At 64.6% G+C, this 23,855-nt stretch carries 24 protein-coding genes; 12 read left to right on the top strand and 12 right to left on the bottom strand.

The features are described from left to right. Positions 1-4: 4 nt before the first annotated feature. Both fabD and Y88_RS01355 read right to left on the bottom strand, forming a co-directional pair. Entirely contained in the window at positions 5-940 is a 936-nt protein-coding gene (gene fabD, locus Y88_RS01360; RefSeq protein ID WP_008065487.1) for an ACP S-malonyltransferase, read from the bottom strand. Between the two features lie 49 nt (positions 941-989). Next, positions 990-1,820 (bottom strand): LD-carboxypeptidase, encoded by an 831-nt coding sequence (locus Y88_RS01355; protein WP_008065486.1) that lies wholly within the window; start codon positions 1,818-1,820, stop codon positions 990-992. Between the two features lie 106 nt (positions 1,821-1,926). Between Y88_RS01355 and Y88_RS01350 the strand changes: the two genes are divergently transcribed. Further along, complete coding sequence (locus tag Y88_RS01350) at positions 1,927-3,372, top strand: glutamate ligase domain-containing protein (RefSeq protein WP_008065485.1); 1,446 nt, start codon at positions 1,927-1,929, stop codon at positions 3,370-3,372. A gap of 92 nt (positions 3,373-3,464) precedes the next feature. On the opposite strand, the gene Y88_RS01345 is transcribed toward Y88_RS01350, so the two are convergent. Beyond that, positions 3,465-4,004, bottom strand: a complete 540-nt coding sequence (locus Y88_RS01345; RefSeq protein WP_008065483.1) for a GNAT family N-acetyltransferase — start codon at positions 4,002-4,004, stop codon at positions 3,465-3,467. A gap of 418 nt (positions 4,005-4,422) precedes the next feature. Here Y88_RS01345 and rpsA point away from each other — a divergent pair, with 418 nt between their 5' ends. From rpsA to Y88_RS01325, 4 genes are all read left to right on the top strand, one after another. Then, a complete protein-coding gene (gene rpsA, locus Y88_RS01340; protein WP_008065481.1) occupies positions 4,423-6,123 on the top strand; it encodes a 30S ribosomal protein S1 in 1,701 nt (566 codons plus the stop codon). A gap of 158 nt (positions 6,124-6,281) precedes the next feature. Further along, positions 6,282-7,046 carry a hydroxyacylglutathione hydrolase gene (gene gloB / locus Y88_RS01335; protein ID WP_008065479.1) on the top strand — a complete coding sequence of 255 codons (765 nt, stop codon included), beginning with the start codon at positions 6,282-6,284 and terminating at the stop codon, positions 7,044-7,046. A gap of 21 nt (positions 7,047-7,067) precedes the next feature. Next, the gene (locus tag Y88_RS01330; protein ID WP_232280873.1) at positions 7,068-8,093 is read left to right on the top strand and encodes a LacI family DNA-binding transcriptional regulator; all 1,026 of its coding nucleotides are present in this window, start codon (positions 7,068-7,070) and stop codon (positions 8,091-8,093) included. 49 nt (positions 8,094-8,142) lie between these two features. Further along, a complete protein-coding gene (locus tag Y88_RS01325) occupies positions 8,143-8,634 on the top strand; it encodes a GNAT family N-acetyltransferase (RefSeq protein ID WP_008065474.1) in 492 nt (163 codons plus the stop codon). 105 nt (positions 8,635-8,739) lie between these two features. On the opposite strand, the gene Y88_RS01320 is transcribed toward Y88_RS01325, so the two are convergent. The 8 genes from Y88_RS01320 to Y88_RS01285 all read right to left on the bottom strand — a co-directional run bounded on the left by Y88_RS01320 (position 8,740) and on the right by Y88_RS01285 (position 15,663). Beyond that, positions 8,740-9,255: a F0F1 ATP synthase subunit B family protein gene (locus tag Y88_RS01320; protein WP_008065472.1), complete on the bottom strand. Its 516-nt coding sequence runs from the start codon at positions 9,253-9,255 to the stop codon at positions 8,740-8,742. Continuing rightward, positions 9,248-9,742, bottom strand: a complete 495-nt coding sequence (locus Y88_RS01315; protein WP_008065471.1) for a F0F1 ATP synthase subunit B family protein — start codon at positions 9,740-9,742, stop codon at positions 9,248-9,250. Before Y88_RS01315 ends, Y88_RS01320 begins: the two co-directional genes overlap by 8 nt. A gap of 154 nt (positions 9,743-9,896) precedes the next feature. Then, positions 9,897-10,121, bottom strand: coding sequence for a F0F1 ATP synthase subunit C (locus Y88_RS01310; protein WP_008065464.1), 225 nt, complete (start codon positions 10,119-10,121; stop codon positions 9,897-9,899). 36 nt (positions 10,122-10,157) lie between these two features. Further along, on the bottom strand, positions 10,158-10,943 hold the full coding sequence (locus Y88_RS01305) for a F0F1 ATP synthase subunit A (protein WP_008065462.1): 786 nt from the start codon (positions 10,941-10,943) through the stop codon (positions 10,158-10,160). Positions 10,944-11,024: 81 nt separating this feature from the next. Further along, entirely contained in the window at positions 11,025-11,348 is a 324-nt protein-coding gene (locus Y88_RS01300; protein ID WP_008065460.1) for an AtpZ/AtpI family protein, read from the bottom strand. Between the two features lie 267 nt (positions 11,349-11,615). Continuing rightward, complete coding sequence (locus Y88_RS01295; RefSeq protein WP_008065458.1) at positions 11,616-12,014, bottom strand: YdbL family protein; 399 nt, start codon at positions 12,012-12,014, stop codon at positions 11,616-11,618. Between the two features lie 2 nt (positions 12,015-12,016). Further along, positions 12,017-12,373, bottom strand: a complete 357-nt coding sequence (locus Y88_RS01290) for a YnbE family lipoprotein (RefSeq protein ID WP_018075279.1) — start codon at positions 12,371-12,373, stop codon at positions 12,017-12,019. Then, positions 12,370-15,663, bottom strand: a complete 3,294-nt coding sequence (locus tag Y88_RS01285; protein WP_008065455.1) for a YdbH domain-containing protein — start codon at positions 15,661-15,663, stop codon at positions 12,370-12,372. The genes Y88_RS01290 and Y88_RS01285 overlap by 4 nt, the downstream gene beginning before the upstream one ends. A gap of 158 nt (positions 15,664-15,821) precedes the next feature. On the opposite strand from Y88_RS01285, the gene radC reads away from it, so the two are divergent. Further along, positions 15,822-16,604 carry a RadC family protein gene (gene radC / locus Y88_RS01280; protein WP_018075280.1) on the top strand — a complete coding sequence of 261 codons (783 nt, stop codon included), beginning with the start codon at positions 15,822-15,824 and terminating at the stop codon, positions 16,602-16,604. Positions 16,605-16,636: 32 nt separating this feature from the next. On the opposite strand, the gene Y88_RS01275 is transcribed toward radC, so the two are convergent. After that, positions 16,637-19,015 carry a TonB-dependent receptor gene (locus Y88_RS01275; RefSeq protein WP_008065453.1) on the bottom strand — a complete coding sequence of 793 codons (2,379 nt, stop codon included), beginning with the start codon at positions 19,013-19,015 and terminating at the stop codon, positions 16,637-16,639. A gap of 252 nt (positions 19,016-19,267) precedes the next feature. Here Y88_RS01275 and purB point away from each other — a divergent pair, with 252 nt between their 5' ends. The 6 genes from purB to Y88_RS01245 all read left to right on the top strand — a co-directional run bounded on the left by purB (position 19,268) and on the right by Y88_RS01245 (position 23,823). Then, positions 19,268-20,587: an adenylosuccinate lyase gene (gene purB / locus Y88_RS01270; protein WP_008065451.1), complete on the top strand. Its 1,320-nt coding sequence runs from the start codon at positions 19,268-19,270 to the stop codon at positions 20,585-20,587. A 151-nt stretch (positions 20,588-20,738) separates the two neighbouring features. Next, a complete protein-coding gene (locus Y88_RS01265; protein WP_008065450.1) occupies positions 20,739-21,050 on the top strand; it encodes a LapA family protein in 312 nt (103 codons plus the stop codon). Positions 21,051-21,099: 49 nt separating this feature from the next. Then, entirely contained in the window at positions 21,100-21,780 is a 681-nt protein-coding gene (pyrF, locus tag Y88_RS01260; protein WP_026166782.1) for an orotidine-5'-phosphate decarboxylase, read from the top strand. Between the two features lie 13 nt (positions 21,781-21,793). After that, positions 21,794-22,303, top strand: a complete 510-nt coding sequence (locus Y88_RS01255) for a GNAT family N-acetyltransferase (RefSeq protein WP_008065448.1) — start codon at positions 21,794-21,796, stop codon at positions 22,301-22,303. Between the two features lie 62 nt (positions 22,304-22,365). Beyond that, positions 22,366-23,121 carry an SIMPL domain-containing protein gene (locus Y88_RS01250; protein WP_008065447.1) on the top strand — a complete coding sequence of 252 codons (756 nt, stop codon included), beginning with the start codon at positions 22,366-22,368 and terminating at the stop codon, positions 23,119-23,121. A gap of 57 nt (positions 23,122-23,178) precedes the next feature. Further along, entirely contained in the window at positions 23,179-23,823 is a 645-nt protein-coding gene (locus tag Y88_RS01245) for a phosphoribosylanthranilate isomerase (protein ID WP_008065446.1), read from the top strand. The last annotated feature ends 32 nt before the right edge of the window (positions 23,824-23,855 follow it).

Raw genomic sequence — 23,855 nt, 5'->3', positions numbered from 1 at the left:
GGAGTCAAAGGTCCTTCAGCAGCGCTTCGATGTCGGCCATCGTGATCACGCTGGTGATCGATACGTCGGCAACGGTGCGGGCAATCATCGGCCCCAGGACCTTGCCGCCCAGTTCGATGAATTGATCGACGCCGGCTGCCTGCATCGCGATCGCGCTTTCGCGCCAACGCACGCGGCCGGTCACCTGTTCGACCAGCAGACGGGCAACTTCGACCGGATCGGTAACGGGCGCAGCCGTCACATTGGCGAACAGCGTCACGGCAAGCTGGCGGGGCGGCGTCTTTTCGAACGCCTTTGCCATCGCCTGCGCCGCCGGTTCCATCAGCGGGCAATGGAACGGAGCCGACACCGGCAGCAGCACGCCGCGCTTGATCCCGTGATCCTTGACCATCGCCACTGCACGTTCGATCGCGCCCTTGTGGCCCGAGAGAACGACCTGCGTCGGATCATTGTCGTTGGCGACCGTGCAGACTTCCCCTTCTGCCGCAGCTTCGGCAAGAGCGGTTGCCTTGGCAATGTCGGCGCCGAGCAGAGCGGCCATCGCGCCCACGCCGACCGGCACCGCTGCCTGCATCGACTGCCCACGCAGCTTCAGAAGGCGCGCCGTATCAGCGAGGCTGAACGCTCCGGCAGCGCACAGGGCGGTATATTCGCCCAAGCTGTGCCCGGCGACGAAGTCCGCCTTGTCCGCAATCGCGATCCCGCCTTCCTTTTCGAGCACGCGCAGCACGGCAATGGCATTGGCCATGATCGCGGGCTGCGCATTCTCGGTCAGGGTCAGCTGGTCCTCGGGACCCTCGCGCATGATCAGGGACAGCTTCTGCCCCAGCGCGTCATCGACTTCCTCGAACACTTCGCGCGCGACGGCGCTGGCGGCGGCAAGATCCGCACCCATGCCGACCTTCTGGCTGCCCTGTCCGGGGAAAACGAAAGCTCGCATGTCTGTCACACTCCTGTTGCGGCGGGCCTTTCGGCCTTTTGCCGCGCCCCTATTGGCCTTGGCGCCCGGCGGCAAGCCCGAACGGCACGATCCTGTTGTCGGCATCGTGACCGATATCTGCGTATCCGAGCCAGGCGATACCCCGCCGGTCGCACCAATGGCGCGCGATTTCCTCCACTCCGAAACCGAACGGCCGATCGTTTTCGGGAATGTCGCTGACCCGGCCAAGCCGCAATCCCGCAATCCCCATCGGCGCCAGCACCGCCGTCAGATGAAAGAACAGCCGGTCGACGGCGTAGAGATGTTCCGAGACTTCCTCGACCATGACAACATGCCCGGCGAGGTCGGGCATGAGCGGCGTTCCCGCCAGCATCGCCAAGGTCATCAGGTTGAACGCGACTGCCGGCCGCGAATCGAGCCCCGGCTCTTCCCCCGACCGATCGCCGCCGAACCAGTCAAGCACGCGCCGGACGGCCGCTTCGCCGCCTTCGCGCCGGATATCGGCAGGCATCGGCGCATGGACCGGGCGTCCGATCCCGGCGCGATAAAGCGCGCCCAGCATCGTTCCCGCGTCCGAATATCCCAGCCACAGCTTGCCCCGCGCCGCCTCGCCCAGAAGGGGTAGCGCATCCTCGACAATGCGCGCGGCGCCATAGCCACCCCGGGCGAACCACACGGCATCGCAATCGGGATCGTTGGCGCACTCGACAAAGGCCGCCAATCGCAATGCATCGTTCCCGGCAAAATGCCCGGACACGGCAAAACACTGCGGATGGAAGTCGAGCGTCACGCCCGCATGCCCGACGCCGAGCGCCAGAACGCGCTCGGCGTCGGCGCGCGCAAAGGCCGCAGAAGGAGCACAAAGGCGAACACGCATCATGCCACGGGAATAAGCCTTTGCCGCCTCGCCGCAAGGGGCCGCGCGAGGTCCGGCCGATGCCGCGCAACTGGACTGCCGACCGGTTTGCTGTAGGAACGGCTGCGCCATGACCGACACTGCCGCACCCCGCAACGCCGACGCCATCGCCGCCGCTCCTTCCGACCACGCATGGTTCTTCTGCGGAATCGGCGGATCGGGCATGTTGCCGCTCGCCCTCATTCTCCGGGGCCTCGGCGCATCGGTCGCGGGCTCGGACCGCAGCCGCGATCAGGGACGCACGCCGGAAAAGTTCGCATGGCTCGAAAGCCTCGGATTTGCGCTGCACCCGCAAGACGGCAGCGGCATCACGTCGCCGACACAGGTTCTTGTCGCGTCGGCCGCCATCGAGGACACCGTTCCCGAAGTAGTGGCCGCCCGTACGCTCGGTTGCCCGCGCCTCAGCCGGGCGGACCTGCTCGCGGCCCTCTTCAATCGCGCCGCACACCCGATTGCCGTGGGCGGGACCAGCGGCAAATCGACCGTCACCGGCATGATCGGATGGATCCTGACCGTTGCAGGCCGCGATCCCACGATCATGAACGGCGCGGTGATGAAGAACTTCGTCGCTCCCGAAGCCCCGTTCGCATCCGCCCGGGTTGGTACGGGCACGGATTTCGTGGCCGAAGTCGACGAAAGCGACGGATCGATCGCGCTCTATCGCCCCGCGATTGCCGTGCTCAACAATGTCAGCCTCGATCACAAGAGTCTCGAAGAACTGCGTGTGCTTTTTGGCGATTTCCTCGCCCGGGCACAGGCGGCGGCAATCAATGCCGACGACCCGGAAAGCATGGCGCTTGCCCCCCGCGCGCGCTGCGCGCTGACCTTCGGTTTCGGAGAGACAGCCCAGATCAGCGTCGATCCGACTTCGATCCGGCAAGGCCCGACCACGATCGCCGCCACCGTGATCGATCGCCGCAGCGGAGAAACCCACGCCTTTACCCTGCCCCAACCCGGTCGCCACAACCTTGCCAATGCGCTCGCCGCGCTGGCGGCTTGCGATCTCTCGGGCGTCCCCTTGGCTCAGGCCGTCGCCGCGCTCGAAAGCTTTGCCGGTCTCGCCCGGCGTTTCGACATTGTCGGCACCACGCCGTCGGGCATCACCGTAATCGATGACTTCGGCCACAACCCGGAAAAGGTCGCCGCCACACTCACCACACTCAAGGCACATCCGGGCCGCGTGATCGCCCTGTTCCAGCCTCACGGCTATGGCCCCTTGCGCCAGATGGGCACCGAACTTGCAGAAGTCTTTGCCACCCGCCTCGACGCAGGCGACGAAACCATCCTGACCGAACCGGTCTATTTCGGCGGCACCGTCGACCGCTCTGTCGGCAGCGAACGCATCGTCGACCTCATCACAGCCGACGGCGGCAAGGCCCGCCACATCCCCACCCGCGCCCAGGCCGCCGACGCCATCCGCGCCCTGGCCCGCCCCGGCGATCGCATCGTCATCATGGGCGCCCGCGACGACACCCTCTCCACGTTCGCGCGCGAACTTCTCGCCAGCCTGCCCTGAGACAAAAAAGGCGGCCATGGCGCCTTCCCGCCATGACCGCCTTACCGGATCGTGAAAGATGCCGGCGTCCTGTTCGGCGCGTGGCCGGATCCTTAGTCGACGAAACGCTTTTCGAGCATGATGAGGTGCGGGTCGCCATCGACGCCGTGAGCATCGAAACCCTTTTCACGTTCAAGTTCGATCGCGGCGTGATTGTCGCGATCCTCGATCGAGATCACGCGCTTGAGCCCGCGACGCTTGGCTTCGCTGGCAAGAAGGTCGAGCAGGGTCCAGCCAAGACCGCGTCCGCGATAATCGCGACGGATCGAGACGGCGATTTCACCGGTATCCATGCGCGCATCGCAAGCCAGCATGGCCGACGCGACGAGTTCTCCGGTCGCCTGATCGAAAGCGACGAAGCTTTCGGTGCGCCAGTGGTCGACATGGGTGAGCGGCGTGATCTGGTCGGTGCCGACATGGCGGACTGCCGTCAGAAAGCGGAAACGGCGATCATCATCACTGACTGCATCGAAAAAGGCTTCCAAGGCCGCCGTATCTTCGGCGTAAGCAGGGCGAACCGACAGAACCACGTCGTCGCGGGTCTTCATTTCGGTTACCTGAGCGAGATCGGCAAGCGTCTTGTTGGCGGTCATGATGGGATCTCCCGTACGTTTATGCGGTGCCAGTCAATGGTACAAATTCGTCGAACGGTACAAATTCACTGATCGCGGATTAGATGCGATGTTATCCCGCAACCTTGATCCAGGACAATCGGTAAGTTGCAAAACCGGCATCGGCAAATGCACCGATTGACACGCGAGCGAGGCACAATCCCTTGCCTTTTTGTTCGCCTTGGACTAGGGGCCGGGCCGTTCCAGAGGTCTTGGCGGAATGCAAAACCGCCCATGCCCGCGGGATACCCGCCACGGCATCCGGCCTTGCGGGTGGTTCGGCCCTTTTACCCCGTGTTCACCCGCCCCTTTCACTCGATCGGAAAAAGGCAAGCGCGGACGAAAGACCGGCGGAGACAACCGCCTGGCCGGAAAAACGACCAAGACAGGACTTTTTGCAATGTCGTCCACTCCCACGCGCGACGATTTCGCCGCGCTGCTCGACGAAACGCTGGGCCAGGCCGCCAATGGCGGCTTTGAAGGCCGCGTCGTCAAGGGCACCGTCACCGCCATCGAAAACGACAAGGCCGTCATCGACGTCGGCCTGAAGAGCGAAGGCCGCGTTCCGCTGCGCGAATTCGCTCCTCCGGGTCAGCCGCACGGCCTCAAGGTCGGCGATGAAGTCGAAGTTTACGTCGACCGCGTCGAAAACGCCGACGGCGAAGCCATGCTCAGCCGCGACCGCGCCCGCCGCGAAGCCGCCTGGGACAAGCTCGAATCCGAATTCGGCGAAGGCAAGCGAGTCGAAGGCGTGATCTTCGGCCGCGTGAAGGGTGGCTTCACCGTCGACCTCGACGGCGCCGTGGCCTTCCTGCCCGGTTCGCAGGTCGACATCCGTCCGGTTCGCGACGTGCAGCCGCTGATGGACATCCCGCAGCCGTTCCAGATCCTGAAGATGGATCGTCGTCGCGGCAACATCGTCGTCTCGCGCCGCGCGGTGCTGGAAGAAACCCGCGCCGAACAGCGCTCGGGCCTCATCCAGAACCTCAAGGAAGGCCAGATCATCGACGGCGTGGTCAAGAACATCACCGACTACGGTGCGTTCGTGGACCTCGGCGGCATCGACGGCCTGCTCCATGTCACCGACATGAGCTACAAGCGCGTCAACCACCCGTCGGAAGTGATCGCCATCGGCGACACCGTGCGCGTCCAGATCATCCGCATCAACCAGGACACGCAGCGCATCAGCCTCGGCATGAAGCAGCTTGAAAGCGATCCGTGGGAAGGCGTTGCCGCCAAGTACCCGGTCGGCGCCAAGCTCACCGGCACGGTGACCAACATCACCGAATACGGTGCCTTCGTCGAACTCGAAGCCGGCATCGAAGGTCTGGTCCACGTTTCGGAAATGAGCTGGACCAAGAAGAACGTTCACCCCGGCAAGATCGTTTCGACCAGCCAGGAAGTCGAAGTCGTCGTCCTCGAAGTCGACAGCGACAAGCGCCGCATCAGCCTCGGGCTCAAGCAGGCACAGCAGAACCCCTGGGAAGCGTTCGCCGAACGTCACCCGGTCGGCTCGGTTGTCGAAGGCGAAGTCAAGAACGCGACCGAATTCGGCCTGTTCATCGGCCTCGACGGCGACGTGGACGGCATGGTTCACATGTCGGACATCGCTTGGGGCATCTCGGGCGAAGACGCGCTTGCGCTGCACCGCAAGGGCGAACACGTCCAGGCTGTCGTTCTCGACGTCGATGTCGACAAGGAACGCATCAGCCTCGGCATGAAGCAGCTTGAAAAGGGCGCCCCGGCAGCCGGCGGCACCACTTCGTCGAGCAGCCTGCGTCGTGGTGAAGTCGTCACCGTCACCGTTCTCGAAGTCCGCGACGGCGGCCTCGAAGTTCAGGCCGGCGACGATGGCGCGACCGGCTTCATCAAGCGCAGCGACCTCGGCCGCGACCGCGACGAACAGCGCCCCGACCGCTTCCAGGTCGGCCAGAAGCTCGACGCGATGGTCACCGGTTTCGACCGCTCGAAGAAGCCGACCTTCTCGGTCAAGGCTCGCCAGCTGGCCGAAGAAAAGGAAGCCGTCGAACAGTACGGTTCGTCGGATGCCGGCGCTTCGCTGGGCGACATCCTCGGCGCGGCCCTCAAGGCTCGCTCCTAATCCGGACAGACGAAGGGAAAGGCACCGGCCCGGCCGACTTTTCCCTTCGCTCCAGTCCCGAGACAAAAGCCCGTCGGACCTTGTCCGGCGGGCTTTTGCTTTGTCCGAAACACTAGGCTAGGGTCGCCGCGCTTCAACGCGGAAACCAACAATCAACCATGTCGCTCATCGTCCATCAGTTCCCCTGCCTTGCCGACAACTACGGCTATCTCGTCCATGATCCGGAAAGCGGGGAAACCGTCGCGATCGATACGCCGGACGCCGATGCCTACCTTGCCGCCGCCGAAAGCCGGGGCTGGCGCATCACCCAGATCTGGAACACGCACTGGCATCCCGATCATGCGGGCGGAAACGAAGCGATCAAGGCCCAGACCGGCTGCCTGATCACGGCACCCGAAGGCGACGCACCCCGGATCGCAGGCGTCGACCGCACGGTCGAACAGGGCGATACCGTGACGCTGGGCGCATTCGAAGCCACCGTGATCGACGTCGGCGGCCACACGCTCGGCCACGTCGCCTATCACATCCCGGACGCAGCCATGGTCTTTGTCGGCGACAGCCTGTTCGCGCTTGGCTGCGGCCGCATGTTCGAGGGAACCCCGGCGCAATTCTGGGCCAGCCTTTCCCGGCTCAAGGCCCTCCCGGGCAATACGCTGGTCTATTGCGCACACGAATATACCGCGTCCAACGCCCGCTTTGCCGTCCATGCCGATCCAGACAACGCCGCCCTTCAAAGCTATGCCGCCGAAGTCGAAGCCCGGCGCGCAAACGGCGAAGCGACCGTTCCGACCATCATGGCCCGCGAAATCGCGACCAACCCGTTCCTGCGGGCCGACGATCCCGCGATGCAGGCCCGTTGGGGCGGAGGCGACGCCGTCGCGACATTCGCCGCCCTGCGGGCTGCCAAAGACACTTATCGCTGAAACCACGGACACGAGACGACCATGCCTGACAAGCGCCCTCACCGGGTTACATCGTTCGACGTGGCAGAAGCGGCCGGCGTCAGCCAGTCGACGGTCAGTCGCGCCCTTGCCGGCGATACCTCGATCAGCGAGCCGACGCGCAAGCGCGTGATCGAAGCCGCCGCGCGATTGAACTACCAGGTCGACGAGAATGCCGCCCGCCTGCGGCGCGGCCGCACGGGCACGCTGGCGCTCGTCATGATCTGCCGCCCCGGTCAGGACCGCAAGGATCTCAACCCGTTCTATTTCGCCCTCCTGGGCAGTACCTGCGCAGCGGCGTCCGCGCGCGGCTATGAAGTGCTCGTCGCGTTCCAGGACAGCCCGGAGAACTTCTGGGGCCACTATCAGGAACGGCGCAAGGCCGACGGCATGGTCGTCATCGGCACCAGCGAGAACACCGCCGCGTGGGACTACTTCGGCAAGTTGCCAGAAGGAACCAACTGGGTCTGCTGGGGAGCGCCGAGCGAGGAATTCCCCTGGGTCCGCAGCGACAATCAGGCCGGAGCGATGCTGGCGACCCGCCACATGCTCGTGCGCGGCTATCGCTCGATCGTCTGCATCGGCTCGGAAACCTCACCCCAGCGCCAGTTCAAGGAACGGTTCGACGGCTACGCCGCCGCCATGCAGGACGCAGGTCTCGAACCCTTCCTCCAGCGCATCGAGCGGGGCCTTCCCCGTGAAGAACAGGGTCGCCGCGCCGCCGCCGCGCTGATCGAGAGCGGCCGCCCCTTCGACGGAATCTTTGGAGTGAGCGACGAGATCGCCCTGGGTGCGCTCAAGGAACTGACGAGCCGTGGGTTTCGCGTTCCCGAGGATGTCGGGGTCGTCGGCTTCGACGGCGTCCGGGCAGGCGCCTGGTCAATTCCTCCACTGACGACCGTCGAATCCGACTTCGAAGTCGCAGGATCCCTTCTCGTCGATCGGCTGATCGCGATGATCGGGGGGCAGGAGCCATCCTCACGCCGCGTTCCGGTCCGCCTTGTCGTGCGAGGCTCGACCCGCGCCTGACCGGGACCACGCCTTTTCGACTCTCTGCCCTGAAAGACGGGAAGATTTCATGACGCTTGGCATCCGCAAGGCCGTTGCCGCAGACGAGGAAGCGATCTGGGCGATCCTGGAACCGGTGATCCGTGCCGGAGAGACCTACGCCCTGGACCCAGCCATGAGCCGCGAGGATACCCTTTCCTACTGGCTGGGAGCGGACCGATCGACCTGGGTCGCCTGCACCGCCGAGGGCGAGATCGTCGGCACCTATTACCTGCGTGCAAATCAGGCTGGTGGTGGCGCCCACGTCGCTAATTGCGGCTACATGGTCGCCTCAGGCACCCACGGCAAAGGCGTCGGCCGCACCATGGCCCGCCATTCCCTCGACGAGGCCCGCCATGCCGGATTTTCGGCCATGCAATTCAATTTCGTGATTGCCAGCAACACCCGCGCCATCGCGCTGTGGGAGGAGCTCGGCTTCGCCACCCTCGCCCGCGTACCGGATGCCTTCATCCATCCCCACAAGGGCCCTGTGGACGCTCTGGTCATGCACCGCCGCCTCTGAGAACCTCGAGGCTCCTTTGGACACATAAAAAAGGCCCCACCGTTTCCGGCAGGGCCTTTTTTATGTGCGTTCCCGAAGGAACATCCAGCCCGAAGGCCAAGCCGGTCAGTTGACCAGGTTGGCAATCGTACCGTTGATCATGGCGCGATCGGCATCGAGACCGTGACGCGCTGCAATCAGCTGACCGGCAGCAGCAGCAGCCGCCGAAACCGCACGCTTCCGAAGATCCTCGACCGCCGCGTGTTCGGCGGCAGCGATCTTTTCGCCTGCCATCTTTTCGCGACGAGCGATCACTTCTGCCGTTTCGCTGGTGGCACGGCTGATGATCAGTTCCGCTTCGCGACGTGCGTGAGCAAGCATCGCTTCAGCGTCCTTTTCCGCGTTCGAGATGCGCGCGGCATAGTCGGCACGCATCTTTTCCGCTTCGGCGCGAAGTGCCTTGGCTTCGTCAAGCTGTTCGCGGATCGCCACGATCTGCTTGTCGAGCCCGCCGGTGATCAGCGACGGCACTTTCTTCCAAATCATGATGGCGATCAGCACGAGCATCGACGCACTGACGATCGCCATGGGCGGGACCGCCCCGAACAGCAGCGGTTCGGCGGCTTCGGGCAGCTCAGCCATGGACAAAGGTTCCCTTCACGGCGCCACGGGCATCGTCGGCGCTGATCGTCAGGCCGGCGACGCGAAGCGCGATTTCCTGCGCGGCATCGGCGGCAACCAACTCGATTTCGCCGAGCGCGGCAGCGCGTGCTTCGGCAATGCGGGCTTCGGCTGCGGACACGTCCGCATCGATGCGCGCAGTCGCGATGGCGAGGCTGTCATGCGTCGCCTGTGCGGCCTGGTGCTTGGCAGCGGCGATCAGTTCATGCGCACTGGCACGCTGCTTCGCCTCGGTTTCAAGCCACGCGGCTTCCTCGGCCTCTGCGGCGGCGCGAGCGGCCTCGGCAGCACCGAGGTCATCGCCAATCCGCTTGTTGCGGTCGGCCATCGTCGCCATGACCTTGGGCACCATACCCCGGCCGACGATGAAGAAAGTCAGGCCGAAAAACACCAGCATCCAGAAGATCTGGCTGAAATAGGTGTCGGCTAACTGGCTGATCTGAGGCATTTTGCGCGCCCTTCGTCGCGTATTTCTGACAAATCTTCGTTTGCCCCCGGAACACCCCGGCGATGGAGTGAGTCAGGTTAGCTCCGGGTCTGGGGCGCCTGTGCGGCGGGAGTTCGCCGTACGGGGTGCGCCCCTTCCCGAAATCGCGGCAAACTTACTTGAAGATCAGCAGCGCAGCGATAACGAACGAAAGCAGACCGAGAAGTTCCGCACCGGCGAAGCCGATGAAGAGGCGGCCCTGCTGGCCGTCGGCAGCACCCGGGTTGCGCAGCGCGCCTTCAAGGAACTTGGCGAAGACGTTGCCCACGCCGATCGAGGCGAGACCCGCACCGATAGCAGCGAGGCCAGCACCGAGCAGCTTTGCAGCTTCTGCGTCCATTTCAAAAACTCCCTTTGGTAAACTGGATGAGAACAATCAGTGAAGGTTTTCCGCGTCGTTCAGATAGACGCAGGTCAACAGCGCGAAGACGTAAGCCTGAATGCCGCAGACGAGCATTTCGAGCGCACAGATCCCGACCATCAGCACGAAGCTGGGCAGACCGGCGACGGCGAACAGGATCGGACCGGCATTGCCGCCGCTGATGACGAAGCTCGAAAGCACTTCAAGAAGAACGTGGCCGGCCATCATCGCGACGAACAGTCGCAGACCAAGCGAGAACGGACGCACCAGGAACGAGATCAGCTCTACCACGAAAATCGCGGGAGCCATCGCCGCGGGCGTACCGTGCGGCACGAACAGCGAGAAGAAGTGCAGCTTGTGCTTGGCGAAGCCGACGATCAGCACGATCGAAAACGACAACACCGAAAGAACGCCAGTGGCTGAGAAGTGGCTGGTAAACGTGAAGGGATGAACCCCAAAAACGCCCAGCGGCATCAGGCCGAGGAAATTGGCGAACAGAATGAACATGAACAGCGAGAAGATGTACGGAACATACTTCTTGCCTGCCGGACCGACGTTGGTGGCCAGCATGTTGTCGATAAAGCCAGTGAAGCTTTCCACCGCCATCTGCCAGCGACCGGGAACGGTTTCCCGCTTCAAACCGCCGCCGACGAAAACGACCAGCGCGAGAGTGGCAATCGCCATCCACAGCGCACTGTTGGTGAAAGCAACGTTATGCCCGGCAATCGCCCAGTTACCCGAACCGAACAGCGGTTCGATGGCGAACTGGTGCATCGGATCGACCTTCGCTTCGGCTGCCACGCTGATGTCCCTGCTTGCTGTCTTTAAAGAAATCGGTTGAAGCCCGCACCCCGAGCCATGACACGCGCGATCGCCTGGCGATCAGCCCCCGCCCTGACCCGAATTACGAACGATGTTCCTGAAAGCGACGAAAATCCCGAAGAACAACATCACTAACAGTCCCCACGGCCGCGTCCCGGCAAACTGGTCAATGACCCAGCCGAGAAACAGCCCCCCGGCTATGCCACCCAGAAGGTCGGCAAGCACCCGGTTGCCTGCGCGATAGTTCGCGTCGACACCGCCGCCTGCAACCTTTGACGAGAACAGTTTCTCCTCGCGCTCGCGGGCTGCCTTCAGCCGCGCCTCGAGCGATAGGGAACCTGCATCCTCGCCACCGGGTGCCAAGTCGGACTTGTCTTCGTTCATGCCTTGCCTCCCCAATTCGCCTGACCCGAGCCGGTCCAGACCCCCTTGCGGAGCAATGCACGACCGACACATGTCCGCCGAGAGCGCCTGCCCCTTAAGCGGGGGTAACTTTTGAGTCAACCGCTACGGATGTCGGCGCCCCCGCATTTGTGACAGGCGCTGTCCCAAGGCCGGGACTGGCGGAATTGCGTTGGCGATTCGTATGCACCGGATATGCGCAAAAAGGGCCCCGAAGGGCCCTTGCTCGAGTATCGGAAATGCTCCTGATCAGGGGCAGCGGGGGTCCCGCATCGGGGGATTTGCCCCCCGCGTCTGCCACGATCCGTCCGGGGCCTGATATTTTTCCCCCGCGCTGGTATGACTGATGAGCAGGCACCCCGAGGTCAGCGCGTATTCCTCGATCGTCGCGTTGTTGGCCTTGGCCTTGTCGGCATAGACCGCACGACGCTTGATGTTGATGTCCTCGATCACCTTGCGCAGTTCGGGCGCAGGCGGCGTGACGAAACCGAGGTATCCGTTGACCTGTTCACCCACTTCGCCCTTTGCACGGGCGGCCGAGTAAAGCGGATCGCGCGCCTGCGCAGAGGCGGGAACGGGAGCCAGCAGGGCCGGAGCCAGGACAGCGGCCGCAGCGGCGAGATGAAGAACGGCGATCTTGCGCAGCATGGTCAGAAAATCTCCGCGTTCTTGTCGATCGTCTGGGCAGCGTCGCCAGCCAGGCGGTAGACCACTTCCTGTTTGATATTGATATTGAGCTCAATCACGATCGGCTTTTCCGGCGCCTTGACCGAAATGCACCCCGACAGCCCGACCGACAGGGAAAGCCCGGCCACAAGGGCCACTTTCCGCCGGAGCGAACGGCCTGTTCGACCATACGCCCCTGCCTCGACCATCCTTGTCCCGACCACACCGGTCACCGCATCCATCATGCCGCCTCCCTTTCGCACCGACATCGTTACCGCAGCGGGAGAAAGGGTCAATTCGCGGGAAGGCAATTCCCGGGGGGTCAAGTCCCGCATGTTCATGGCATGGTTCCGCTTGCTTGGGTCTGAATGGCGCCTTCATCGGAGGTTGTCGTCCGGGAAAGCGAAGCCGGCTGGACCGGGCGGGTCGATGCCGCCGCCCGGCGTTGAATGACGTGGCCCGTCTGATCGACCAGCCCCAGTTCACGCGGATCGCGCACCATGGTCGGGTCATAGAGCGAGCGCAGCGAATTGATGAGCTGATAGAACTGGGCGCGGATATTGACGTCGAAACGGATCGGCAGGGCGCCAAGCTGGCGCGTCAGGAAATTGCGCTCCGCCTTTGCCCCCTGCTTGACGCCGCTGAACGAGACGCGCGTGACGACCTCGCCCGAGAGGTCGCCCTGCATCCCGATGTTCATGGCTGTATAATCGATCGAGCGAAGCATGCGGAACGCATAATTCGCCATCGTCGTCAGATCCTTGTACGTTAAAGCCCCCACATACGAAACATTGCCGCCCGGGGGCCGCGAGACGAGCGTGCCACCGGTGATCCGGCCCCCGTTGGCGTCGAAAACCAGCGGCAGGCGTCCGTCGAACGTGCCCGTCGCCGAAATGTTCGACATGTTCATGTGCTGAAGAAACCGGCCGGCGTCGAGCGCGGTGATCACCAGATTGTAGTGACGCGGTTCGGCGACGGCCATGTTGAGATCGACCGGCTCGAGTTTCAGAGTGCCGCCCTCGAACGGCCATTGCGCCCCGTTGAGCCGTACGACCTGCCCCGCGAGCAATTGCAGGTCGACGGTGCCGTTATCGACCTCGATACCCGGATTGACGCTCGCCACCTTGAACACCTGATGGGGCGCGGTCACGAGATGGACCAGATCGGTGAACACCATCGTGCCCGACAGCCCCTTCACCGGACCGAATGCCGCCGCGAAATCGAGATCGTCGCTGCCGAACGCGCCGGTGGCGGTGACGCCCTTGGCTGTCCAGTCGATCCGGCCATTGCCCTTGATCGTACCGTCCGCATTGGCGATCACGCCCTTGGCCATGTCGCTGAGGTCGCTGGGCTGCAAGGTCGGCCCCTTGGCGTCCTTGCCCCCGTCGACGAAGGTCAGCCCCGGCACCGTGAAATCGGCATGGCCGACAGCCGAGGCGAGATCGTGGCGCAAGACCACCCGCCCGACTTCCGCGCCGTTTTTCGGCGCGATCAGATGCGCATCGGCATGAACCGCCCCGTCGGCAAGCATGAGCGAGCCATCGCGCCCGGCAAGCGGGGCATATCGCGCCGGGGACTGCCGGTCGGACAGCTTGAAAGCGACAGACGAGAGGGCCAGCTTGCCGTCCGCAAAATGCCAGCCACCGGCCATTTCACTCATCGTCATCGGCACCACGGCAAGACGCGCGTCGGCCCCGGCGAAACTGCCTTCGAAACCGCCGCCCTGCCCCGCGCTCGTCGCAGTCAAAGTGCCAAGACGCAGGCGATTGGCATCCTCTCCACGTCCCAGTGCGAGATCGAGACCAGCAAGCGTGCTGGTGCCAGGCCAGGCGATTCGCCCTGCCCCCGCATGAAGTTCGAACGGCGCCCCGCCGTTGCGTCCGGCAAGATCGAGCCGGGGCAGCGTCGCGGCAATCGTCGGCGCGGCCCCGCCCCCGGCCCGCACCACTGCCCCATTCGTCGGACACAAGGTGATCGTCGAGCGGCCCAAATCGAGCGTTCCGACCTGCATGCGGTCGAAGCGGGGCATGACGCAGCGGCGGAGCAAGGCGAGATGGCCGTCGCCATCCAGCCCCCCTTCGACCGGAAGGACCAGATTTTCGACTCGTCCGCCAGAAATCGGCCCGCTCATGGCGACCGTACCGGCAAAGCCCAGCGATCCGTCGCCCGCCTGCGCCACCGAAAGGCCGGGCAGCGCGAGACGGGCCCCGCCTGCTGCATAATCGGCCATGGTCAGCCGGAACCGCGCGCCGCCGTCCTTGCCCGACGCCAGCGAACCCGAGGCCATCGTCCCGGTGATTCGCGGCAAGTCCTGCCCACCGGTCATGAAATTGCCGACCATGTGCGGGATGTGGCCGTCCTGCCCATCGACGGCGAGGCGCGAGACGACCGCGAGCGACTGCCCGCTGTGCCCGCCGCGCAGTTCGAGCGAAGGCACAACCACCCGCCACCCGGCGGCATCCTGCCGGACGCTCACACTGCCGGTCAGGCGACTGCCTTTTTCCTCAAGGGCAAGGGCACTGCCGAACCGGGCGACCAGCGGTCCGACCGGCGTCCCTTCGGTCGAGAGACGCGCCTTTTCGAGGGCGGCGGCGACTGTGGCGCCATGCACGAGCCCGCGTCCGTCGAGATCGCCCCGGAAATCGAGCGAGGAATACCCGTTGCGGGCATGAACCAACCCGTCGAGGCGGAGACTGTCCATTCGGAACGAAGGGGCGGCCACTCCACGCGCGGCAAGCGTCACGCGCCCGGCAAGCTCGTTCCGGCCCTTGCTCCAGCGCAAGCCGATGTCGCCACCGAGCCCGGCAAGCGCGAACGCGTCCCCGTTTGCAATCCGACCCGCACCGAGTTTGCCGCCAAAGGACCAGTCGGAAAACGTGCGGTCGCTGCTGGCCGTGAAATCGACTTTGCCCGCAGCGAACGTGGTGTCGCCGCAATGCCCTGCCCCGAATCGCAACGGCCCTTGAACAAGGGGGTGTCCGCCATGGACGGCGACGGCGGCATAAAGCGTGGTGCGGGCAAGCGTACAGCGTCCCGCATTGACGGATGGAACCACCGCGCCGAGCGTCCCCGAAAAGCCGTCGGACAAGCGACCGGCCCCATCAGCAGAAAACGCCAGCGGGCCCCAGGGGCTGTCGATACGGCCACGCCCATCGACGAGCGTCACCGACCAGTCGGGCAAAGTCGCGGGCTTCCCCGACGAGGGCGCATAGATCACCCGGTCGAGCGAGCCGAAACCCAGGTGACCGTCGCGCAAGGCACCGAACAGACGCGGCCGCACCAGCGTGATCCGGTCGATCCGGGGGCCGGAGAACCCATAGCGCAAGGCGACTTCCGCCCGTTCGATGGTGAGGTCTGGGTGTCGGGGATCCCCGATCGAGATACCCGACAGGACTTCACGCCCCAGTTCGATCGATTCGACATGATAGCGGGCCGGAAGGCCGAGCGAGGCCAGTTCGCGGTCGATAAGGCTATCGGCGATTCGCTCGCGCAAGGCCCAGCCCGTCCCCAGCGCGACAGCCAGGATTCCCGCACTTGCGAGCGCGGCGCGCACAACCGTGCGACGGCGCGAAGTGCGCGTTTTCGTCTCGGCCTCGGGTTCGGCCTCCGCCAAATCGGAACTGTCCGCCATTGTCCCCCTTCTTGCGCAGCGATCCGGCTTAGGCAATGCAGGAACGGCACTTTGCCTTGCGCAGCACCATGGGGCCTTGCGCAGCACCATGGGGCCTTGCGCAGCACCATGGGGCCTTGCGCAACACCATGGAGCCTCGCGCAACACCAAGGAATGCAATGAACGAAGAACCCCATCTGTTTGCTGAACAATCTTCATCAAGCGAAGTTCCCTCTCGCAAGGGACGCGGCACGAAAAAAAAGACCGATGCCAATCGCGTGCGCGAGACCGGGAACGATCCGTCGGGTCATCGCGGCCGCTTGCGGCAACGCCTGCTCGAAGGAGGCGACGACGCGCTCGCCGATCACGAAATCGTCGAATACCTGTTGATGACGGCGATCCCACAAAAGGACGTCAAGCCGCTCGCACGCGTGCTGATGCAGCGATTCGGATCGTTGGCGGGAGTATTCAACGCCGACCCACGAGCCCTGACGGGGATTTCCGGGATCAAGGAAACCGCCGCCGCGTCCTTGAAAATCGTCGGCGTGGCCGCTCGCCGCCTCGCGCTGGCAACCGTGCGCGAGGAACCCATTCTCTCAAGCTGGCAGGCGCTGATCGATTATCTGCACATCGACATGGCGCACCTGACGCACGAACGCGTGCGCGTGCTCTATCTCAATGTGCAGAACCGTCTGCTGCTCGATCAGGTGGTCAGCGACGGCACACTCGATGAATCCGCGATCTACACGCGCGAAATCATCGGCAAGGCCATGGCGATCGGAGCGGCCTCCCTGATCCTCGTCCACAACCACCCCTCGGGTTCCCCCCAACCGAGCCGCGCCGACATTCAGGTCACGCAGAAAGTGATCGAGGCCGGACGCCACCTCAACATCGTGGTCCACGACCATGTCATCATCGGGCGCGAAGGGCACGTCTCGCTCAAGGCCAAGGGCCTGATCTAGGCCGCGAACGCGCGCCCACTCGCCTTTGCGCGTCACTCGCGGGCGCGGAAGGTCACGCCGATGACACGGGGGTCGCTCGGCGTTCCCAGAATGAGGCCCGAGTTGCCCGCCTGGACGGTCAGGTTCTGGATATAGTTGGAATTGAACAGGTTCCGCGCAAAAACCGCGATTTCCCAGCCTTTGCTCGACCGCCAACCGATGCTGGCATTGGTAAGATTGTATCCGTCGATCCAGGTATATTGCGACAGCGACGGATCGCCGTTGTAGCTGGTCCGCCAATTGGTATCGGCGTGCAGCGCGATCGCCCCGCTCCTGGTCGCCCCGATCTTGATCGGAAGCGCCCAGTCGAGGCCCAGCGTTTCGGACCATTTCGGCAATCCGACCAGAGGCTTGCCCGTCAGATTGCAAGCCGTGGTTGAACTCGTCTGCACTTCGAGCGGGCACGGTCCGGCCGGATAGCTGGTATAGACACCGTGGTCATAGGACAGAGCACCGGTCAGCGTGAACTGCCCGAGATGGAAAGCGGCATCAGCCTCGACCCCGCGCACGGTCACTTCGGGAATATTGGCGAGATAGCCGCGCAGGGCGACGGTCTGGCTCGAATCGACAATCGTCGACTGGAAGTTGTGCACCTTGGTCTGGAACACGTCGGCATTGAGCATGAGGTGTTCGGCAAAAAGGCGCGTCTTGACGCCCGCTTCCCAGCTGTCGTGCCGTTCGGGACGGATCACCGCCGTCGACAGAACCGGATTGTTGGACGAATCGAGCGGCAGGCCGGACATGTTGATCCCGCCCGACTTGTAGCCGCGTGCCCAGCTGACATAGGCCATGATCCGCTGCGTAATCTGCCAGGCAAGGTTGGCGCGCCCCGATACGCTGCCGTTGTTGTCGTGGGCGGTATAGCTTTGCGGACGCAGGACCGACAGCTTGGCCGCGATCAGGGCCGCATTGGTCGTGGCAAGCCCGCCGAACACGGTCGTCGAATAGTCGCCGTCCTTGACTTCCTTGGTATATCGCACGCCGCCGGTCGCCACGAGACCGGGCACGATCCGCCAGTTCACTTCGGCAAAGGCGGCATAGCTGTCGGTGACGAAACGCGTGTCCCCGCTCTGGCCATATCCGTCGAGCAAGTTGGACGGGACCGGGGTCGCACTGGCCCCCGTGGTCGCGCCGAGCAGCCACGGCGCGCCATAGGAACCGTAGATCGAGATCGGATGCCCGGTCAGCTTCTGGCGGAAATAATAGAGACCCGCGACATAGCCGATCCGATGCTCCCCGTTTGACGCCACGCGCAGTTCCTGGCTGAACTGGTCCTGCCGCGAGGGAATGTGCTGGGTCGTCTGGATCTGGAGCCCGGTGTAGTCGCGGTCGTTCGACGCGTCCCAGTTCCAGAACCGCCACGCGCTGATCGAGGTCAGAGTCGCCGGACCGAAATTCCAGTCGGTATTGATCGAAACCCCGCCCTCGTTGGTCTTGGCGCCGACGGAGGCGTCGATGTCGGTCAGGCGATCATAGGGATTGGTGCTGGGCGGCGAATAATGCGCGGCGGCAGCAAGAGCGGCATATTGCTTGGATGCCGCACGCAGGCTGGTTCCCACCCGCAGATAGACCTGCGCACAGCAATTGGCGTCGAAATTGGTAAAGTCGGCAATCACGCGGATGCGCAGCGTCGCGTCGGGCTGGATCAGCAGCTGTCCGCGCACGGCCTGCGTATTGATGCCGTTGAGATCCTGCGCCGTGCGCACATTGTGGATCACGCCGTCACGCCGGGTGATCTGACCCGAGAGGCGCCACGCAACCGTGTCCCCGATCAGAGGCGCGGTGGCCGTGGCCTTGACCTGCAGGAAGTTCTTTTCGCCATAGCTCAGTTCCTGCGTCGCCGACGGTTTGAATTCGGGCAGGCGCGAGACGATGTTGATGGCGCCTGCCGTGGTGTTCTTCCCGAACAGGGTTCCCTGCGGACCGCGCAGCACTTCGATGCGATCGATATCGGTGAAATCGAACGCCGCCGTTGCCGGACGCGCGTGATAGACCCCGTCGACATAGAAACCGACGCCGTTTTCGAGCCCGTCATTGGCCTGGCTGACCGCGACCACGCTCGACCCGAGGCCCCGAATGGTAAAGGCGGTATTGCGCGGATTGGCCGAACTGTAATTCAGCGAGGGCACCAGCGTCGTCAATTGCTGGATATTGACAGTGTACGAACGCTGAAGGCTGAGCGCATTCACGACCGACAGCGAGGTCGGCACCGTCTGCGCGTCCTCGACCCGCTGGCGTGCGGTAACCAGAATCGGCTCGGCGTCGCCGCTTGCGGCCCCAGTCGCATCTGGCGCAGACGCCTCGTCGGCCAGCGCGGGCGCGGCCATGATGATCCCCGTCCCGGCCAAAAGACCGGAAAGCAATTTGCGCATCGGACAATTTCCCTCACCGAACGCGCCTCCTCCCTGAGCGAACGGCGATGGTTCGATCAGCGATGGCGGACGTTTCCCTGAACCGCCCGGACCTCCCCGCCCGAGCATCTATATCTGTCCGTATATATATAGCTGCGCGCAAACAACCGCTTTCCTGATCATCCCCGTCGACGCCTGCCCCTTGCGTTTCCGCGCCCCAGCCCCTAGCGCCCGACCCACATTTTTCGCCGCATCAGCCATCCGGAGAGAGCCATGGTCCCCCGTTATGCCCGCCCGCAGATGACCGCGATCTGGGAGCCGGAAGCACGCTATCGCATCTGGTTCGAGATCGAGGCCCACGCGACCGACAAGCTCGCCGACCTCGGCGTCGTGCCCGAAAGCGCGGCCAAGGCGCTGTGGGACTGGTGGGCGACCAACCCCGCCATCGATGTCGCCGCGATCGACGCGATCGAACAGGTGACCAAGCATGACGTGATCGCCTTCCTCGACTGGGTGGCACAGCAGGTCGGCCCCGAAGCCCGCTTCATGCATCAGGGCATGACCAGCTCGGACGTTCTCGACACGACGCTCGCGGTGCAGCTTGCCCGCGCGTCCGACATCCTGATCGCCGACATCGACGCCCTGCTCGCCGCGATCAAGCGCCGGGCGATGGAGCACAAGTACACGCCGACCATCGGCCGCAGCCACGGCATCCACGCCGAACCGACCACGTTCGGCAAAAAGCTCGCCGAAGCTTTTGCCGAATTCACCCGTTGCCGCACCCGTCTGGTCGCCGCCCGCGCCGAAATCGCGACTTGCGCCATTTCGGGCGCCGTCGGGACCTTCGCCAACATCGATCCGGCGGTCGAGGAACATGTCGCGGACAAGCTCGGCCTCGCCGTCGAACCGGTCTCGACGCAGGTCATCCCGCGCGACCGCCACGCGATGTTCTTTGCGACGCTGGGCGTCATCGCCAGCTCGATCGAACGCCTCGCGATCGAAGTGCGCCACTTGCAGCGCACCGAAGTGCTTGAAGCGGAAGAATACTTCTCGCCGGGCCAGAAGGGCTCGTCGGCCATGCCGCACAAGCGCAACCCGGTTCTGACCGAAAACCTGACCGGCCTTGCCCGCGTCGTGCGTTCGGCCGTGACGCCCGCACTCGAAAACGTCGCGCTCTGGCACGAACGCGACATTTCGCACTCGTCGGTCGAACGCTTCATCGGCCCCGACGCAACGATCACGCTCGACTTCGCGCTCGCGCGCCTGACTTCGGTCGTCGACAAGCTGGTCGTCTATCCCGAGCGGATGCAGAAGAATCTCGACCGCATGGGTGGCCTTGTCCACTCGCAGCGCGTCCTGCTCGCTCTCACCCAGGCCGGGCTGACCCGCGACGAATCCTATCGCCTCGTCCAGCGCAACGCGATGAAGGTGTGGGAATCCGACGGCCAGCTCTCGCTGCTCGACCTGCTGCTTGCCGATCCCGAAGTGATGGCGGCTCTTGGCGAAACCAACATCCGCGAGAAGTTCAACCTCGACTACCACTTCAAGGCGGTCGACACGACTTTTGCCCGCGTCTTCGGCGACGACGCCTGAGATTGCATTAAGTCGGTCCCGGGAATTGGCGCAAAGGTCGATTCCCGGGGGCCGCACACTCTACCGTCCGGAAACCGGGAAAAAACCGGTTTGCAGCCCGCAACAGCAGTTCTAGGGTCCGCGGCGGAAAATGCCCGCGAGAAGGATCGTCATGAAAGTGCTGATTACGGGTTTCTGGCTGCTGGCGGGGGCCGCGCTGATCGCGTTCACCGTTGCGAACTGGGGACCGGTCGATATCCGTATCTGGCCCGGGCTGATCTGGGAAACCAAGCTGCCTGCGCTCGTCATCGGCGCGCTGCTGATCGGTTTCCTGCCGACCTGGCTTGTGCATCGCACCACTCGCTGGCGCCTTTCGCGCCGGATCACCACGCTCGAAAGCACGCTCGCCGCCCAGGCGCAGGCCGCCACGGCCGCGATTTCGAGCCATTCGCCCACCCCGCCGGAGGATCAGGCCGCTTCGTGACCGCTTGGGTCATGCCTTGCAGCCTTTTGATGAGGACAAAGAAAACACCGTGAGCAACCCGATCTATCTCGCTCTCGATCTGCCCCGGCTCGACAACGCGGTGGCGCTTGCCCAGAAAGTCCGCCAGCATGTCGGCGGACTGAAGCTCGGCCTCGAATTCTTCTGCGCCCATGGCCACCATGGCGTGCACGAGATCGCCAAGATCGGCCTGCCGATCTTCCTCGACCTCAAGCTGCACGACATCCCCAATACGGTCGCCGCCGCGATGCAGGCGATCCATGTGCTGCAGCCCTCGATCGTCACGGTCCACGCCTCGGGCGGCCGCGCCATGCTCGAAGATGCCAAGGCCGCTGCGGGCGAACATACCAAGGTCGTGGCCGTCACCGTGCTGACCAGCCTCGACGACGGCGATCTTTCGCGCATGGGCGTTGCCGGATCGGCCCACGATCAGGCCCTGCGCCTTGCCGACCTCGCCCAGGAAGCCGGGCTCGACGGGATCGTCTGCTCGGGCCACGAAGTCGGCGCCATCCACAAGCGCTGGAAGAACGGCTACCTTGTCGTTCCCGGCCTGCGCCCGGCCATCCCCGGCGTCTCGCACGGAGACCAGAAGCGAACCGTTACCCCCAGCGAAGCGCGCAATGCAGGCGCCAGCGTGCTCGTCATCGGCCGCCCGATCAGCCGTGCCGAAGATCCTGCCGCCGCCGCGCGCGCGATCGAAGCAACGCTCTGACGGGGAACACAGCGTGAGCGCGGCATCCTTCCGACCGGCGACACCCGCCGACGTTCCCGCGCTGCGCGTTCTGGTCGAACGCGCCTATCGCGGGGACAGTGCGCGGGGCGGCTGGACTCACGAGGCCGACCTGCTCGATGACGAGCGGACCTCGGACACCACGCTCGAACAGACGATCGTCGATCCGGCCACGCGCGTGGTGCTGGCCGAACGCGATGGCGCGCTGCTCGGAACGGTGACGGTGCAGGATCTGGGCGACGGACGAGCCTATCTCGGCATGTTGTGCGTCGATCCCGCGCTTCAGGCGGGCGGGATCGGCCGCGCGCTCATCGAAGCCGCCGAACAGGCCGCCCGTCGTGAATTCGGCGCATCGATCATGGAAATGACCGTGATCGACCGCCGCACCGAACTGCTCGCCTGGTACGAGCGGCGCGGTTATGTGCGCACCGGTGAGACCCGGCCCTTTCCCGTGCCGGGCGATTTCCCTTTCGCCATGATCGTTCTGGAACGCGCCATCGCCTGATCGACGGGGCGCGTTCCCATGGTTCATGGGACGCTCAGGCGGGCAGCGGCAAATCGCCCCCCATGGAATTCATGGGAGACCGTCCGATGCCGCCTCGTCCGTCCCTTTTGCTGCTGAGCGCCGCGCTCGGCGCCGCCACCGCCCTTCCGGTTCACGCCCAGACACCGACGCCCCCGGCCATCGCTGCGGGTGACAGCGTCCTGACCCTTACTGCCGAGGGTCATTCGACGCGGGTGCCCGATATTGCCCGTTTCACCGCCGGCGTTACCACGCGCGGACGCAATGCCGCCGCCGCACTCGCCGCCAATGCGCAAAAGATGAATGCGGTGATCGCGGCGCTACGCGCAGCAGGCATTGCCGACCGCGACATCCAGACCAGCAACCTCTCGCTCAATCCGCAATATGGCGAAGCCCGCGACAATGCCCCTGCCCCGGTGGTCGGATATGAGGCCAGCAACAGCCTGACTATCAAGGAGCGCAAGGTCGCCGAATACGGCCAGGTCGTCGACGCACTAGTTGCGGCGGGCGCCAATCAGGTCGACGGGCCCAGCTTTGAAATCGAGGACGCGGATGCAGCCGGAGACGAAGCCCGCATCGACGCGATCAAGCGCGCCCGTACACGCGCCGATCTCTATGCCCGCGCCGCCGGACTGCATGTCGTGCGCATCCTGACGATCACCGATGGTGGCGCCGGAACCGTCCGTCCGCCCATGCCGATGATGGTCCGCGCCATGGCCGCCTCGCCCAAGACACCGGTTGCCGCAGGCGAAGTCGAAACCGGTGCCAGCGTCACGATCGCGTTCGAACTCGCGCCCTGATCCCCTCCCTCCCCGATCCATTTGACACAGGTGCCGCCCCTCGCTTACCCGGCGGGCATGGCGGCACCTCTGGTCAAGATTTGCGGGATCAACGACTCCGACGCACTCGATGCGACGATCCGCGCACGGGCGGATTTCATCGGCCTCGTCTTCTTTGCGAAAAGCCCCCGCCATGTCGAACCCGACAAGGCGGCCATGCTCGCCGCGCGCTCGGCCGGACGAACCACGATCGTCGGGCTCTTCGTCGATCCGGAACCCGATTATCTCGCCCGCGTCATGGCCTCGGTCCCGCTCGACCGCATTCAGCTCCACGGCAAGGAAACCCCGGCGCAGGCTGCCGCGATCGCCGCGCGCCATGGCGTCCCGGTGTGGAAGGCCCTTGGCGTCAAGAAACGCGAGGACCTGCTGGCCGCAGATGCCTATGCAGGTGCTGTCGAACGCGTGCTGTTCGATGCCAAGCCTCCAGAAGGCGCGGACCTCCCGGGCGGAACCGGCCTGCGGATCGACTGGGCCATCCTCAAAGGCGCACGCCCGGCCGTGCCGTGGATGCTCGCCGGTGGTCTCGATCCGCTCAATGTCGCGGAAGCCTTGTCGGTGACCGGCGCGCCGGCCGTCGATGTCTCCTCGGGAGTCGAGCAGGCACCCGGGGTCAAGGACGCGGCCCGGATCGCCGCTTTCTGCGCAGCTGCGCGCGGCGCCTGATCGGGCACCGCGCACAGCCCTTCGGGCCTTAC

It is taken from the genome of Novosphingobium nitrogenifigens DSM 19370 (assembly GCF_000192575.1).
GTDB lineage: Bacteria > Pseudomonadota > Alphaproteobacteria > Sphingomonadales > Sphingomonadaceae > Novosphingobium > Novosphingobium nitrogenifigens.
This window is presented reverse-complemented; position numbering and strand designations above follow the sequence as displayed.